General features: G+C 69.7%; 14 protein-coding genes. 4 read left to right on the plus strand and 10 right to left on the minus strand.

The window, feature by feature from the left end; translation table 11 throughout:
* The first annotated feature begins 231 nt into the window (after window positions 1-231).
* Window positions 232-996, plus strand: coding sequence for a GntR family transcriptional regulator (locus ACFVXE_RS10135; RefSeq protein ID WP_389670569.1), 765 nt, complete (start codon window positions 232-234; stop codon window positions 994-996).
* Between the two features lie 49 nt (window positions 997-1,045).
* Here the strand turns inward: ACFVXE_RS10135 and ACFVXE_RS10140 are convergent, their stop codons facing one another.
* The 3 genes from ACFVXE_RS10140 to ACFVXE_RS10150 all read right to left on the minus strand — a co-directional run bounded on the left by ACFVXE_RS10140 (window position 1,046) and on the right by ACFVXE_RS10150 (window position 4,130).
* Entirely contained in the window at window positions 1,046-2,203 is a 1,158-nt protein-coding gene (locus ACFVXE_RS10140; RefSeq protein ID WP_389670570.1) for an ROK family protein, read from the minus strand.
* Between the two features lie 99 nt (window positions 2,204-2,302).
* Window positions 2,303-2,953 carry a response regulator gene (locus ACFVXE_RS10145; RefSeq protein ID WP_389670571.1) on the minus strand — a complete coding sequence of 217 codons (651 nt, stop codon included), beginning with the start codon at window positions 2,951-2,953 and terminating at the stop codon, window positions 2,303-2,305.
* 4 nt (window positions 2,954-2,957) lie between these two features.
* Window positions 2,958-4,130 (minus strand): sensor histidine kinase, encoded by a 1,173-nt coding sequence (locus tag ACFVXE_RS10150; protein WP_389670572.1) that lies wholly within the window; start codon window positions 4,128-4,130, stop codon window positions 2,958-2,960.
* 108 nt (window positions 4,131-4,238) lie between these two features.
* Here ACFVXE_RS10150 and ACFVXE_RS10155 point away from each other — a divergent pair, with 108 nt between their 5' ends.
* The 3 genes from ACFVXE_RS10155 (at window position 4,239) to ACFVXE_RS10165 (ending at window position 6,508) form a co-directional block, all read left to right on the plus strand.
* The gene (locus ACFVXE_RS10155) at window positions 4,239-5,177 is read left to right on the plus strand and encodes an ABC transporter ATP-binding protein (protein ID WP_389670573.1); all 939 of its coding nucleotides are present in this window, start codon (window positions 4,239-4,241) and stop codon (window positions 5,175-5,177) included.
* A 2-nt stretch (window positions 5,178-5,179) separates the two neighbouring features.
* Window positions 5,180-5,917, plus strand: coding sequence for an ABC transporter permease (locus tag ACFVXE_RS10160; protein WP_389670574.1), 738 nt, complete (start codon window positions 5,180-5,182; stop codon window positions 5,915-5,917).
* A 141-nt stretch (window positions 5,918-6,058) separates the two neighbouring features.
* Window positions 6,059-6,508, plus strand: coding sequence for a hypothetical protein (locus tag ACFVXE_RS10165; protein ID WP_389670575.1), 450 nt, complete (start codon window positions 6,059-6,061; stop codon window positions 6,506-6,508).
* Between the two features lie 13 nt (window positions 6,509-6,521).
* Here the strand turns inward: ACFVXE_RS10165 and mug are convergent, their stop codons facing one another.
* From mug to ACFVXE_RS10200, 7 genes are all read right to left on the minus strand, one after another.
* On the minus strand, window positions 6,522-7,079 hold the full coding sequence (gene mug, locus ACFVXE_RS10170) for a G/U mismatch-specific DNA glycosylase (RefSeq protein WP_389670576.1): 558 nt from the start codon (window positions 7,077-7,079) through the stop codon (window positions 6,522-6,524).
* A gap of 19 nt (window positions 7,080-7,098) precedes the next feature.
* Window positions 7,099-8,541 carry an adenylosuccinate lyase gene (gene purB / locus ACFVXE_RS10175; protein WP_389670577.1) on the minus strand — a complete coding sequence of 481 codons (1,443 nt, stop codon included), beginning with the start codon at window positions 8,539-8,541 and terminating at the stop codon, window positions 7,099-7,101.
* Window positions 8,542-9,039: 498 nt separating this feature from the next.
* The gene (locus ACFVXE_RS10180) at window positions 9,040-9,741 is read right to left on the minus strand and encodes a FadR/GntR family transcriptional regulator (RefSeq protein WP_389670578.1); all 702 of its coding nucleotides are present in this window, start codon (window positions 9,739-9,741) and stop codon (window positions 9,040-9,042) included.
* A gap of 120 nt (window positions 9,742-9,861) precedes the next feature.
* A complete protein-coding gene (locus ACFVXE_RS10185; RefSeq protein WP_389670579.1) occupies window positions 9,862-10,491 on the minus strand; it encodes a bifunctional 4-hydroxy-2-oxoglutarate aldolase/2-dehydro-3-deoxy-phosphogluconate aldolase in 630 nt (209 codons plus the stop codon).
* Between the two features lie 71 nt (window positions 10,492-10,562).
* Entirely contained in the window at window positions 10,563-11,495 is a 933-nt protein-coding gene (locus ACFVXE_RS10190) for a sugar kinase (protein ID WP_389670580.1), read from the minus strand.
* A complete protein-coding gene (locus tag ACFVXE_RS10195) occupies window positions 11,483-12,376 on the minus strand; it encodes a dihydrodipicolinate synthase family protein (RefSeq protein WP_389670581.1) in 894 nt (297 codons plus the stop codon). Before ACFVXE_RS10195 ends, ACFVXE_RS10190 begins: the two co-directional genes overlap by 13 nt.
* A 1-nt stretch (window position 12,377) precedes the next feature.
* Window positions 12,378-14,105, minus strand: coding sequence for an IlvD/Edd family dehydratase (locus tag ACFVXE_RS10200; protein ID WP_389670650.1), 1,728 nt, complete (start codon window positions 14,103-14,105; stop codon window positions 12,378-12,380).
* Window positions 14,106-14,237 lie beyond the last annotated feature (132 nt).

The following is a 14,237-nucleotide window of genomic DNA, read 5'->3' on the forward strand; positions in this document are numbered from 1 at the left end:
AACTTCGAAGCCCCACGGGCCCTCCCGGACGTGGGGCTTCGTGCTGTGCGCGTCCCGCGGCTCCACGAACGTCCTGTGAACGCTCTGCGGCAGAGCCCCGTTTCGCAGCGTGACGGAATAAGGATTGGTCTTGACCAAAGGGGTCGGCCGTCCTATGGTCTCAACGTTAAGACAGGAACCTTTAATAAATAACGTCGCGGAAAAAGACGCCGGGTGATTGCGGAGGACAGGGTGGGGACCACGCAGCTGGAGTCGGTACAGGAGCCGAAGTACTGGCACCTCAAGACTGTGCTCAGTGACGCACTCGACTCGGACTTTGCGGTGGGGGAGATCCTGCCGAACGAGCGTGAGCTCGCAGCCAGGTTCGGAGTCGCCCGGGCAACGCTCCGGCAGGCTCTGGAGCAGCTCGAACTCGAAGGCAGGCTGCAGCGTCGCCGCGGTGTCGGGACCACTGTCGCCCCGCCGCGCGTGGGCGTGGCCGTCTCGACCGCGCAGCACGACTGGACCGGCGGCGCCGGAGAGGCCTGGCAGCCCGTCGACTGCACGACCGATACCGCTCCCGCGCAGGTGCTCGCCATGCTGGAGGTGGGGAGCGACGAGCAGGTACACATCGTCCGCCGCATCCGAGTCACCCAGGGACAGCGGGTCGCGGCCGAACTGCTGTACGTGCCGTCGTCGTCCGTGCCCGAACTGTCGGCGATCGAGGCCCCGTCGGGTCCGGCCCGTGCCCGCAGTGTGGTACGCGAGCTGCACCGCCTCGGCCTCGGCGGCCAGGACCGGTCGGTGGAACTCGGCTCGGCGCGCGCGGACGACGCCAAGGAGCTCGACCGGCTCCCCGGTGCTCCCGTCCTCGTGGTCACCACCCGCTACCTCACGACGGGCGGTACGGCGGCCGTCTCCGTGGCCACCTACCGGGCCGACACCTGCCGGCTCACCTTCGGTGACTCGGGCGACCTGGAGATCAGCCACCACGGCCAGGAGCGCGAAGCCTCCTGAGCCCGGCCGGCCACGGCCGGCATCGCACACAACGAGCGGCCCGTCGCACTCAGCGGCGGGCCGTCACCGTTCCCTCCACCGCGAAGAGCTCCTCCTCGACATGGTCGAGCGCCAGCCGAAGAGCACCGGTGGCCACGGCCGCTTCACCGAGCAGCGACAGGGTGACGCGCGGCGGCCGGAGACAGTAGCGGGCCAGCTCGCCGCGGAGCGGGTCGAGTACGCCGTCCAGTCCGGCGGCCCAGCCACCGATCACCACCAGCTCCGGGTCGAGCGCCAGCACCAGAGCCGCCACGTCGTGCACCAGGCGCTGAATGAACCGCTCCACCGCCGCCTGGGCCCGCGTATCGCCGTGCCGGGCCTTCGCGAACACCTCGGCGACCGCGTGCTCGTCCAGCGGATCCAGCGGGGTGTCCGTCGTCGACAGCAACTTCTCCGGCGTCACCTCGCGGCCCAGCAGATGCAGCGCGCCGATCTCGCCGGCCGCGCCGCCGAAACCGCGGTGCAGCCGCCCGCCGATCAGTGAACCGGCTCCCGGGCTCAGCCCCGCCAGGACGAACACGATGTCGTCGGACTCGGTGGCAGCGCCCTTCCAGTGCTCGGCCACCGCCGCGGCGTTGGCGTCGTTCTCCACGAGGACAGGGCAGCGGAAGGAGCGACGCAGCCGCTCGCCGAGCGCGAGACCGGTCCACCCCGGCAGCGCGGTGCCCAGCCGTACGGTCCCGTCGGCCTCCACGATCCCGGGGCTGCCCACCCCCACCGCACGCAGACTGCTCCGGGCCACGCCGGAGCGCCTGAGCAGATCGGCGACCACAGCCCGCACCCGGTCGAGCCGGTCGTCGGCGGAGGCCGTCTCCGACACCTCGCGCGAACCGGCGCCGATGATGCGGCCGTCGAGCCCCGACAGCAGCGCGGAGACGCGGTGCGGGCCGATCTCGATGCCGAGCAGATGCCCGGCCTCGGCGCGGAACCGGAACCGGCGGGCCGGCCGGCCCTGACGCCGGGCCTCACCCTCGTCGGGCGCGGACTCGACAACCAGACCGGCCTCGAAAAGCCCTTCGACGACCCCCTCGACCGTCGGCCGGGACAGACCGGTGATCCGGGTCAGGTCGGTGAGGGTGGGGGAGTGGGAGCCTCTGAGGGCATGGAGTACCACCGCGGAATTGATCCGTCGCAACAGCGACGGGTCCCCACCGGTCAGCCGGCCCACGGTGTGTCCTCCCAGCTCGCGCGCATGTCAGGCGGATCGTACTCGCTGCCCCGGAGCTGGGCGACCGCGACCCGGGAGACGAGCCGTGCACGACCGGCCTCAGCTCGGTGCCACGAACCCGGACTCGTAGGCGGCGATCACCGCCTGCGTACGGTCCCGGGCTCCCAACTTGGCGAGTACGGCGCTGACATGTGTCTTCACCGTCTCGACACCGACCACGAGTTTGGCGGCGATCTCCGCATTGGACAGGCCACGGGCCATCAAGCGGAGTACTGCCTCTTCGCGCTCGGTGAGCGCCGCCCGCTCCATGGCCGCCCTGGCCTTGCTCGTCCCGTACTCGGCGGCGAGCCTGCGGACAGCGGCGGGGAAGAGCAGTGACTCCCCCTCCGCGACCAGACGCACCGCATGCACGATCTCAGCGGGCCGGGCGCGCTTGAGCAGAAAGCCGTCCGCCCCCGCGCGCAGTGCCTCGTAGACGTACTCGTCGTTCTCGAACGTCGTCACCACCACGATCTTCGGCGGATCCGGCACCGTCCGCAGTACCACCCGCGTCGCCTCGATGCCATCCATCAGAGGCATCCGCACATCCATGGCCACCACGTCGGGCCGAAGCTGACGGACCAGCGGGATCACCGCGGCGCCGTCGGCGGCCTCGCCCACCACTTCGATATCGGGCTGCGCCTCAAGAACAGCACGCAGACCCGCGCGCACGAGAGGTTCGTCGTCGACCAGAAGAACGGTAACCGGCATCCGGTCAGCGTAGGCCGTCCAGCGGAAGGCTGGCGTGCACCCTCCACTCGCCGTCGTACGGGCCTGTCTTGGCGTTTCCACCCAGGAGCGCGGCTCGCTCACGTATGCCCCGCAGGCCGCTCCCACCGCCGGGCGTACTCGTCGAGCCGGAGAGCGGATTGGTCACTTCCAGCTCCAGCCATCCGTCCGCCACCGCGATCCGTACCCGTACGTGTACGGCCCCGGAGTGACGCAGCACGTTGGTGAGGGACTCCTGCAGGATGCGGTATCCCTCACGGGACACCGCTCCCGGAACCAGCTCCACCGGACCGGATACCTCGGCGTCGACCTTCGCCCCCGAAACGCGTGCGGAGTCCAGCAGCCGGTCCGCCTCGGCGAGCGTCGGCCGCTGCCCGGCCGGTGCTTCCGATTCGCGCAGTACCCGCAGCACCCGCTCCAGATCGTCCAGTGCGTCCCGGCCCGTCTCCTCGATCGCGGCCAGCGCCCGCGCGGTGAACGCCGGGTCGTTCGCCGCCCGCGCTGCACCCGCCTGCACGACGGCGACCGTCAGCGCGTGTCCGATCGAGTCGTGCAGCTCACGCGCGATGCGATTGCGCTCCAGAAGTTGCTCGGTACGCTCCTCCAGCGCGGTCAGCCGCTCCACCGGTGAAGGCCCGAGCAGCCGGCGCGCCGCTGCTGTGACCAGCTCACCGCACACCACCACGGTCGCGAGCAGCACCAGGATGGGCAAGGGCGCGAGCAGCGCGTACCACCAGTGGGGCTCCAGTCCACGGATCAGCCCGTCGTCGCTCGGGCCCGCACCCCACGAGGTGAGGACGAGGTCAACTGCCGTGGCTGACAACCATACTGTCGCGAACGCCGTCACCACCGAGAGCAGCAGCCGCACTTCCAGCCAGCCCACCGTCCGCCAGCGTGCCGCCCATGTCCTGGCCGGGTCCGCAGATATCGCAGCGTCGGGTCTGCCGCGCTCCGAGGGCATCAGCAACAGCTGCGCCTGGACTCCCTCGGCCAGACGCATTCCAGGAATGAGGCCCACCGGAACGGCAAAGATCAGCAGAGCCCATGGAGTGTCCATGGAGATGAACAGCCATATGCTGGCGACCGCACAAGGAATGAGCATGTGCACCCAGCGGGTGTAGGTGACCGGCTCGGTCAGCGGACGGAGTAGGCGGCGCATGCTGTCATCGTGCCAGCCGCCGTGAGCCCTGCGGCTCCCCCGAGCGGGGGAGTCGATTCCCACGGGCGGGGGAGGCCGACGGCTGGGTCCGGCGGCGAGGCTGAGGACATGACCAGTATCGACGTCCATGAACTCACCAAGGAATACGGCGCGACCCGTGCAGTGGACCGCCTCACGTTCAGTGTGCGACCGGGCCGGGTCACAGGCTTCCTCGGACCGAACGGCGCAGGCAAGTCCACCACCATGCGACTCGTGCTCGGCCTGGACCGGCCCTCCGGCGGTACGGCCACGATCGGCGGACAGAGATACGCCGCTCTCGGACATCCACTGCGCCGGGTGGGAGCGCTGCTCGACGCCCAGGCCGCGCATGGTTCGCGGACCGCGCGGAATCATCTGCTGGCGCTCGCGACGAGCAACGGCATAGCTGCCAACAGGGTCGGGGAGGTTCTGGAGGAGGCGGGACTCGGACGCGTCGGCGGACATCGGATCAAGACGTTCTCGCTGGGCATGCGGCAGCGGCTGGGTATCGCGGCAGCTCTGCTGGGCGACCCGGAGGTCGTGATGCTGGACGAACCGTCGAACGGACTCGACCCGGAAGGCATCATCTGGGTCCGGGAACTGATGAAGCGGCTGGCCGGTGAGGGACGCACCGTTCTCGTCTCCAGTCATCTGATGAACGAGACGTCGTCGTTCGCCGACCACCTTGTGGTCCTCGGCCGGGGCAGACTTCTGGTCGACCTGCCGATGCAGGAGTTCCTCGATTCCCGGAGCCGTCCACGGGTTCGCCTGCGCACGACAGAGGCCGGCCGGCTCCGGGACCTGCTGATACGCAGAGGGTTCGGTCTGACGCAGAGTGACAGCGGGCGTTGGACCGTCGAGGGTGCGAAGGCGGCTGAGATCGGTGCTCTGGCCGCGGGCGAAGGCATCCCCATCCTTGAACTCATCGACGAACAGTCCACTTTGGAACAGGCCTATCTCGACCTCACCGCCGACGCGCAGGAATTCGCCTCCGCGGCCTCGGCGCCCGCGACCCGACAGGAGGTCTGACCATGTCGACCACCGCAGTGCTGCGTTCCGAGTGGATCAAGATCAGATCGGTACGGTCCGTGGCCGGTTCGCTCATGGCAGTCTTCCTCGCGACCCTTGCCGTCACGGTGCTCGCCTTCGCCACCGTCGGCCAGGCCGAGGCGGACGACCCCGGCACCGATCTGGTCTTCGGAGCCTTCTACGCGCTCAACTTCGGCCAGATCGCAGCCATCAGCTTCGGCGCCACAGCGCTCTCCTCCGAGTATCTCAACGGTGCCCTGCGGGTGTCCCTGGCAGCAGTGCCACGCCGTAACCTCTTCTACGCGGCCAAGATGACTCTCGTCGGCGTGCTCGCCCTGGTCGTCGGACTCGCCACCAGCTTCACCGCGTTCCTGGTGGGGCAGATGTTCATGGGGGAGTACGCGATCGGCCTGGGGGAACCCGGCGCGCTCCGGGCCGCTTTCGGCGGTGGGATGTATCTCGCGCTGATGGCCCTGTTCGCGGCCGGCCTGACTGCGCTGCTGCGGAGCGCCGTCGCCGTACTCAGCCTGCTCATCCCTTTCATCCTGATCGTCTCCTTCGTGGTAGGGGACGTCGCGAGTGGTGCCGCGAAGTATCTTCCTGACCGGGCTGGGCAGTTGGTGCTCCACCAGCATCCGGAAGGGAGTCCCGGGCCATGGGCGGGACTGGCCGTCACGGCGGCCTGGGCGGCCGCTGCACTGTTTGCCGGCTGGTGGGCGATAAGACGCAGGGACGCGTGAGTACCGGGGTCGCGCCTGAGGGCGGCGGGTGAGTGCGGGACGCGGTGGCGGGCGCGGTCGAACGGGGTGGAGAACGGCTGAAAGTCCCTCACCGTTCATGCCGGCGAACCGTATGTCAGTGCCGGGCGGTTTACTGACGACATGACCACCGCACCTCACCTCCGTCTCATCGACGGGATGCGTGCCCGGGAGTTCCCCGCGGAGCGCATCCGGTCGGGCCCGGCGGTCAGCGGGCCGGGTTACCACACCATGTTCCTGCACGCGGACGACGAGCACTGGCACGACGCGGACCTGGACGACGAGGCGGGGCGTCTGGAGCGCCGTGCCCAGTGTCTCGCGGACCACGACGCACTGCTGATGCTGCTCAGCGTGCGATGGGGTGAGCCACAGCTGGTCAGTCTGTGGAGCGCACAGGAACGGATGATGGCCGGCGAGGAGATACCGGAGCCCTGGGCCGACCCCGTTGCCGCCTGCGCATACCTGGAGATCTGGCGCGTGGAGAAGAGGTGGATAGCGATGGGGCTCCGTCTCCAGGAAGACGGTCCCGGCTGCGAGCTCAGCGTCCTGGTGACGGAGATCGACCCGCCCTGAGGTCCTGGTTCCTTCAGCCCGACCGGTCGGGGGCGGTGGAGTCGACCGCTTTGCGGAGGCGCCCGTACTCCTCGGCCATGGTCCCGGCGGTCCAGTGGGCGTTCAGGCCGCTGGGGTTGGGCAGGGCCCAGACCCGGGCGCCGCCGATCGTCCGGTCCTGCGGGCCGATCTGTGCGCGCCGCTCGCCGAAGGCGGTGCGGTATGCGGTGACACCCACCACTGCCAGCCACCGCGGACGCAGTCGCTCGACCTTCGCCGAGAGGAGCAGCCCGCCCTCGCGAAACTCCTCGGGAGCCAGTTCGTCGGCGCGTGCCGTGGCCCGGGCCACCACATTGGTGATGCCCAGGCCGTAGGTCAGCAGTTCGTCCTGCTCCGACGGCTTCAACTGGCGGGGGGTGAAGCCCGAGAGGTGCAGCACCGGCCAGAAGCGGTTACCGGGGCGGGCGAAATGGTGCCCCGTGGCTCCGGTCATCAGGCTCGGATTGATTCCGCAGAACAGCACACGCAGACCGCCCGCGACCACATCGGGAACGGTGTGGTCGCGGGCGGCCTGGAGCTCTTCGGGCGTCATCCGGTGAAGGTTCCGGCCGTCAGAGGATCGAGCCCGGCGTGTACGCGGCAGCCTCGGGGTGCTGCTTCGTGATCTCTTCGATCCGGGCGACGACCGCGGTGACCTGGTCGCCCGCCGCTCCCGTGAAGGAGAGCTTGTCGGCCATCAGCGCGTCGAGCTCCGTACGGTCCAGCGGGATGCGGTCGTCGGCAGCGAGCTTGTCGAGCAGCTCGTTGCGCTCCGTGCCCTGCTCGCGCATGGCCAGGGCCGAGGCGACCGCGTTCTCCTTGATGGCCTCGTGAGCGACCTCGCGGCCGACACCGGCGCGGACCGCACCCATCAACACCTTGGTCGTGGCGAGGAAAGGCAGGTACCGGTCCAGCTCACGGGCGACGACGGCCGGGAACGCCCCGAACTCGTCGAGCACCGTGAGGAAGGTCTCCAGCAGACCGTCGAATGCGAAGAACGCGTCCGGCAGCGCCACCCGGCGGACCACGGAGCAGGACACGTCGCCCTCGTTCCACTGGTCACCGGCCAGCTCACCGGTCATCGACGCGTAGCCGCGCAGGATCACCATCAGGCCGTTGACACGCTCGCAGGAGCGGGTGTTCATCTTGTGCGGCATCGCGGACGAGCCGACCTGACCAGGCTTGAAGCCCTCGGTCACCAGCTCGTGCCCGGCCATCAGCCGGATCGTCTTCGCGATCGACGAGGGTGCGGCAGCCAGCTGCACCAGTGCGGTCACCACGTCGTAGTCGAGCGAGCGCGGGTAGACCTGGCCGACGGAGGTGAACGCCTGGCCGAAGCCGAGGTGGCCGGCGATGCGCTGCTCCAGGTCGGCGAGCTTCCCGGCGTCACCGCCCAGCAGGTCGAGCATGTCCTGGGCCGTGCCGACGGGACCCTTGATTCCGCGCAGCGGATAGCGGCCCAGCAGGTCCTCGAGCCGTCCGTAAGCCACCAGCAGCTCGTCCGCCGCGGTCGCGAACCGCTTGCCGAGCGTGGTCGCCTGTGCGGCGACGTTGTGGGAGCGTCCGGCCATGACCAGCTCGCCGTACTCGCCGGCAAGCTTGCCGAGCCGGGCGAGGACAGCCACGGTGCGGTCGCGCATGAGCTCCAGCGAGAGCCGGATCTGCAGCTGCTCGACGTTCTCGGTGAGATCCCGGGAAGTCATTCCCTTGTGGACCTGCTCATGCCCGGCGAGAGCGTTGAACTCTTCGATCCGTGCCTTGACGTCGTGCCGGGTGACCTTCTCGCGCTCGGCGATCGAAGTCAGGTCGACCTCGTCGAGGACCCGCTCGTAATCGGCGAGGGCAGCGTCGGGTACCTCGATCCCGAGGTCCTTCTGAGCGCGCAGCACCGCCAGCCACAGCTGGCGCTCCAGCTTCACCTTCTGCTCGGGGGACCAGAGGACGGCCAGCTCGGTGGAGGCATAGCGGCCGGCCAGGACATTGGGGATGCGAGGCTTCGCAGACACAGCAGTCACGTGTCCAGAGCTTACCTGTCGTCTTGAGTGGTTCGTGAGCGTCCACAGCGTCCATAAGGCCCAGGTCAGAGACTCCTGGGCCACAGCCTCTCGCACAGCGTGTGCGAGATGCGCGAGTCGGAACCGCCCCGGCGGTGATTCCAGTACCGCCGGGGCCTCTAGACAGAACCCTTCCGATCAAGGGAGGCGACCCATGCAAGTCCGTGGTCCGGGCGCCGAGCTGGGGGCCTCCTTGCGGTTCTCTTCGAAACATTCGCTTTCCCCATGCCCGCCACAAGAGGACGTCCGTCTGCATCCCGACCGCGCCGCGCATGCCCGGGACGCCCTGGAGCGGGACCAGCAGGGCGACGACTGACCACTCTCCGGTCATGTCACCCTCGCCTTGTCCGGCCTGGTGCATCGGCCGCGCCGAGTACCCGGTCTAGTGCCGGGTCGCCCTTGCCCACGCTGGTTTCGGCCGAGGTGTCCGACTTCAGACACCGGGGTCGGAGCCCGTCCTCAGAGCGTTGCCTCCAGGTCCTCGCCGGTCTCACTGAGGTGCGCCGCCATCGCTGCGACGGCCTCCTGCGGATCACCCGCCGCTATGGCATCGAGGATTCTGCGATGGGCTGTGATGGTCGCCTGCTGGCTGTCGCCGCGGCGGGAGCGCCCCTCGTAACTCGCCAGCCGGTGCGCGGAGAGGACGTCCGAGAGCGATTCCAGCATCAGTTCCAGAATTCCGTTGTCGGCCATCCTGGCGATCTCGGCGTGGAACGCGAGATCGAGCGCCACGAACCGCTCGCGGTCGGCGGTGGCCTGCGCCATGTCGTCCAGCAGGGCGGCGGCGGCGTCCGGAGTCACCTCTCCCGCCCTGACCCGCGCCGCGGCACGGGAGGCCAAGGCCCCCTCGATCGCACCACGGGCGTCCAGCACATCGTCGAAGACCAGCGATTGCTGGCGCAGGCGGAACCCCAGGATCTGGCCGAAGACCCGAGCCGACGGAACATTGACCCGGGCCGGCCTACCCTGACTGGAAACCAGGATCTCCCGGGCGGCCAGCGCCCGGATGGCCTCACGCACCGCAAGCCGGTTGACTCCGAATCGGGCGGCGAGCTCGCCCTCCGGGGGCACATCGTCGCCCGGCTTGAGCGCCCTCTCCTCAATCAGGGTGATGATCTCGCTCGCGACCTGATCGAACAGCGTGGTGCGGCGCACTGCCACGTCGGGGGCTCCTTCGAGGAAACTGTTGGGCACCGCAGCCTATCGCCGGGCGCATGGCGCAGTTCGGCTCGGTGTCGCTGCGCGCGGCCCTGGTTGATGTGACGGTATGGAGGACGCCGGTCAGTCGGCCCGCTCCGTCGGACGGCGCGCAGCGGTGATCGATTCCAGCAGATCGCCCACGGCCTCGGCGCCTCCCGAAGTGAGGGCGCCACCCATGCCGACCGCGATCGCCCCTGCCGCGATCCACTGCGGCGCGCAGCCGGCGTCCACGCCACCCGTGGGTACGACCGGGGCCTGCGGGAGCGCCTGGAGCAGATCGCGCAGCACATCCGGGGTGAACGCACGGGCCGGGAAGAGTTTGACCGCGTCCGCGCCCGCCTCCAGGGCCGTCACGATCTCGGTGGCGCTCCCCACGCCGGGAAGGACGGCGAGTCCGTAGCGGTGCCCGCAGGCGAGAACCGCGGGATGCAGCGAGGGACACACCAGGAAGCGTGCCCCGGCAAGAGCCGCCAGCCGGGCGGACATCTCGTCCAGTACGGTGCCCGCTCCGATCACCGCATCGGGCCTGGCCGCCACCACTCGGGCGATCGCTGTCAGCGCACCGGGAGTGGTGAGCGAGATCTCGACGACATCGAGTCCGTCGTCCACCACCCGCAGTGCGGCCTTCTCCGCCGCCCGGGCGTCGGTGGCCCGCACGATGCCCACGACACCGCGCCGCGCCAACCGCTCCATCACTTGCCAGCGGTACATGTCCGCATCTCCTGTCGTTCCTCGGTGCCGTGACACCGGCGCCCCTGGTGATCGGCGCTCACGCTTCGCGCTCAACGGTCCGCATCGCCGAGCCCCGAGAGTTCGGCAAGGCGCGGCAGGCCCGGCAGGTCGCCGGGCGAGGCGACCACCATGGAGGCCACCCTGGCCGCCAGGCCCAGCGACTGCGAGACATCCAGACCGCGCAGCCGGCCGGACAGGAACCCGGCGTCGAAGGCGTCTCCGGCGCCGATCGGGTCCATCGCGGTCACGGGCCGAACGGGAATCTCCCACCGTGATACGCCGTCGGTGGCTGTCGCGCCGAGTGCTCCATGCTTGACCACGACGAGTTCCGCCCCCTGCCCCAGGAACCAGTCGACCGCTGCCTCTTTGGTGCGCCCGCTGACGAGTTCGGCCTCGTCCTCACCGGTCAGCACCAGGTCGGCGGAGCCGGCCAAGGGCCGCAGCAGTTCGCGCCAGCGCTCCGGACCGGCCAGCTTGAGCCGGATGTTGGGGTCGAAACTGACGGTCACTCCGGCGGCACGGGCAGCCTCGACCGCCCGGTGAGTAGCCTCGCGGGCCGAGTCGGACAGCGCGGGGGTGATGCCGGTGATGTGCAGCAGCCGGGCGCCGGCCAGCCAGGGGGTGTCCACGTCCGTGGGGTCCAGGCGGCTGCCGGCGGAGCCGGCCCGGTAGTACGCCACCGAGATGCGCCGGCTGCTGAGGCAGTCGCGTACGAGAAGTCCCGTCGGGGCCTTCGGATCCAGGGTGGCGCGTGAGACGTCCACGCCCTCGCCGCGCAGCGTGCGCAGAACGACATCGCCGAAGGCGTCGTCGCCGGTCCGGCCGAACCAGGCGGCGTCGTGGCCCAGTCGCGCGAGCCCCACTGCTACGTTGGCCTCCGCGCCCGCCACGCTGCGGGTGAACCCGGTCGCTTCGGCCAACGGCACGCCGGGGGGCCCGTGGAGGACAACCATCGCTTCGCCGAAGGTGATTACTTCGGGCATGGCAGGTGCTCCTCGAACTCGGTCATGAAACGGTCCACCATGGCGCGCTCCTCCGCATCCAGCCTCCACCCCGGCGCCCGGCAGTGGTCGGAGGCGAACCAGCCCCGGCGTACCGAGATCGCCTTCTCGGCGGCAATGATCAGCTCGACGTGCTGCATCCAGTACGAGAGGTAGGGGAGCAGCGCGCCGTGCAGGGCGAGCGCGGACGGCTGGTCACCGGACGTCCATCGGCGCCAGATCTCCTGGTAGATCTCGGTGAACGAGCAACCGGGCTGTACACCGACCGCTCCGCGGCGTAGTGCGTCGGGCAGTTGGAGACCCGCGTAGCCGACCAGGGCCGGGAGTTTCAGGGCGCTGATCAGCCGACCCGGTGGGGCGGACTCCACCTTGACGTGGCCGAGGTTGGGATGCGCGGCGGCGAGCGAGTCGATCGCGGCGGCGTCCAGGCTGGTGCCGGTCTGGGCGGGGGCGTATTGCAGGACGATCGGGACCGGCGCGACCGCGTCCAGGACGGCGGCCAGGTGTGCGAGAACGGCGTCCCGGGACGGGCCGAGCAGATAGGGCGGCAGCAGGTTGATCGCGTTCGCACCGCGTTCGGCCGCGCGACGTGCAGCCGCGACGGCGACGAGAGTGGCGTGGTCCGTGACCGAGACGATCGTGGTGAAGCCGGGCACGCCGGTGGTCGCGCCGAGTAGCCGGTCGGTGAGCTGATCTCGTTCGGCGGTGGTGAGTTTGTGGAACTCAGATGCGTACCCGGGGAACATCACCGAGGTGACGCCGGTGCCGAGCACCGCGTCCACCACCCGGTCGAAGCCGGGCAGATCGAGCGATCCGTCGTCGTGGTAGGGGACTTCCAGGACCGGGATGACTCCGCTGATCATGTCAGAACGCCTTCCTGGGCACCGCGTCACCGCTGGAACCGGTCAGGAAGTCCAGGTCCACGCCCTGGTCCGCCTGGAGGACATGGTCGATGTGCAGTTTGGTCCAGCCACGTTCGGCGGCGGGTGCCGGGTGGGTCCAGGCAGCCCGTCGAGCCTCCAGTTCCTGCGGATCGACCAGCAGGTCGAGACGGCGCGCGGGTACGTCGAAGAGGATCCGGTCGCCGGTGCGTACCAGCGCGAGCGGGCCTCCGACGGCGGCCTCGGGGGCCACGTGCAGCACGCAGGCACCGTAAGCGGTGCCGCTCATCCGGGCGTCGCTGATCCGAACGAGGTCGGAGACACCGGCTTCGAGGAGCTTGCGGGGGAGCGGCAGGTTGCCGGACTCCGGCATCCCGGGATAGCCGCGCGGCCCCATGCCACGTACCACCAGCACGGTGTCGGCGGTGACGTCGAGTTCGGGGTCGTCGATGACGGCCGTGTACTCCTCCAGGGAGTCGAATACCAACGCGGGGCCTTCGTGGACCAGCAGGTTGGGCGAGGCCGCGGACTGCTTCACCACCGCTCCGCCGGGGGCCAGGGTGCCGCGCAGTACCGCGATGCCGCTGCCGGCCTCCTGCACGGGGTCGGTGAGCGGACGGATGACCGCGTCGTCGTGCACCTCGGCGCCGGCGCATTCCTCGACAAGAGGCTTGCCGGAGACGGTGATCGGGGACGAGTGGAGCAGTCCGGTGATACGGGTGACGAGGGCGGGTACACCGCCCGCGTAGGCGAACTCCTCCATCAGGAATCGTCCGCTGGGCATCAGGTCGACCAGGAGTGGCACATCCCGGGCCAGCAGGTCGAATTCGTCGAGGCCGAGCGGAACGCCGACCCGGCCCGCGATCGCGAGCAGGTGGAGCACGGCGTTGGTGGAGCCGCCGATCGCAGCGTTGACCACGACGGCGTTCTCGAAGGCCTCGCGGGTCATGATCTGCGAGGGGCGCAGCCCTGCCCGGGCCATCTCGACGGCGCGTGCCCCGGTCTCCTCGGCCAGCACGGTGCGACGTGCGTCGACGGCCGGCAGCGCGGCGCCGCCGGGCAACATCATGCCGAGCGCCTCCGCGAGGCAGGCCATGGTGGAGGCGGTGCCCATGGTCATGCAGTGCCCGGCCGAGCGGTTCAGGCAGGACTCGAACTCGGTGAACTCCTCCTCCTCGATGCGTCCGGCCCGCAGTTCCTCGGTCATCCGCCAGATGTCGGTGCCCGAGCCGACGGCCTTGCCGCGGAAACGTCCGTTGAGCATGGGACCGCCGGTCAGAACGATCGACGGCAAGTCGGCGCTGGCAGCGCCCATCAGGGCCGCCGGCGTGGTCTTGTCGCAACCGGTCAGCAGGACGCAGGCGTCGAGCGGGTTGGCCCGCAACGCCTCCTCGACGTCGATGGCCATCAGGTTGCGGTACATCATCGAGGACGGCCGCAAGAAGGGCTCTCCCGGGGAGAACACGGGAAATTCCAGCGGTACGCCACCCGCCCGGAGGATGCCTCGCCGGACCGCGTCAGCCACCCCGGTCAAATGCCGGTTGCACGGCGTGAGATCGGAGGCGGACTGGCAGATGCCGATGACGGGGCGTCCGTCGAAGGCCCACGAGCCGAGTCCGGTGGCTCGCAGGTGGTGTCGGGCGATGAAGCCGTTCTTGATGTCGCCGCCGAACCACTCACGGCTGCGCAGGTTCTCTTCGGTGTCCACGATCAGCAACTTAGCAGCTAGGCAGATAGCTGACCAGCGCCTACGGTGCGTCCAGGTCGTTGCTGTGGACGTTGACGGTCGGGCGGGCGGAGAAATCCATGCGGTCGGACCGCTGGCGACATAACTGCTTAACTG

Source organism: Streptomyces sp. NPDC058231 (assembly GCF_042882275.1).
Classification (GTDB): Bacteria; Actinomycetota; Actinomycetes; order Streptomycetales; family Streptomycetaceae; genus Streptomyces.

Excerpts from the sequence above, each read along its gene's own strand:
- ACFVXE_RS10145 (WP_389670571.1), bottom strand. The coding sequence starts at position 2,953 with ATGCCGGTTACCGTTCTTCTGGTCGACGACGAACCTCTCGTGCGCGCG.
- ACFVXE_RS10150 (WP_389670572.1), bottom strand. The coding sequence starts at position 4,130 with ATGCGCCGCCTACTCCGTCCGCTGACCGAGCCGGTCACCTACACCCGC.
- ACFVXE_RS10155 (WP_389670573.1), top strand. The coding sequence starts at position 4,239 with ATGACCAGTATCGACGTCCATGAACTCACCAAGGAATACGGCGCGACC.
- ACFVXE_RS10160 (WP_389670574.1), top strand. The coding sequence starts at position 5,180 with ATGTCGACCACCGCAGTGCTGCGTTCCGAGTGGATCAAGATCAGATCG.
- ACFVXE_RS10165 (WP_389670575.1), top strand. The coding sequence starts at position 6,059 with ATGACCACCGCACCTCACCTCCGTCTCATCGACGGGATGCGTGCCCGG.
- mug (WP_389670576.1), bottom strand. The coding sequence starts at position 7,079 with ATGACGCCCGAAGAGCTCCAGGCCGCCCGCGACCACACCGTTCCCGAT.
- ACFVXE_RS10185 (WP_389670579.1), bottom strand. The coding sequence starts at position 10,491 with ATGTACCGCTGGCAAGTGATGGAGCGGTTGGCGCGGCGCGGTGTCGTG.
- ACFVXE_RS10190 (WP_389670580.1), bottom strand. The coding sequence starts at position 11,495 with ATGCCCGAAGTAATCACCTTCGGCGAAGCGATGGTTGTCCTCCACGGG.
- ACFVXE_RS10195 (WP_389670581.1), bottom strand. The coding sequence starts at position 12,376 with ATGATCAGCGGAGTCATCCCGGTCCTGGAAGTCCCCTACCACGACGAC.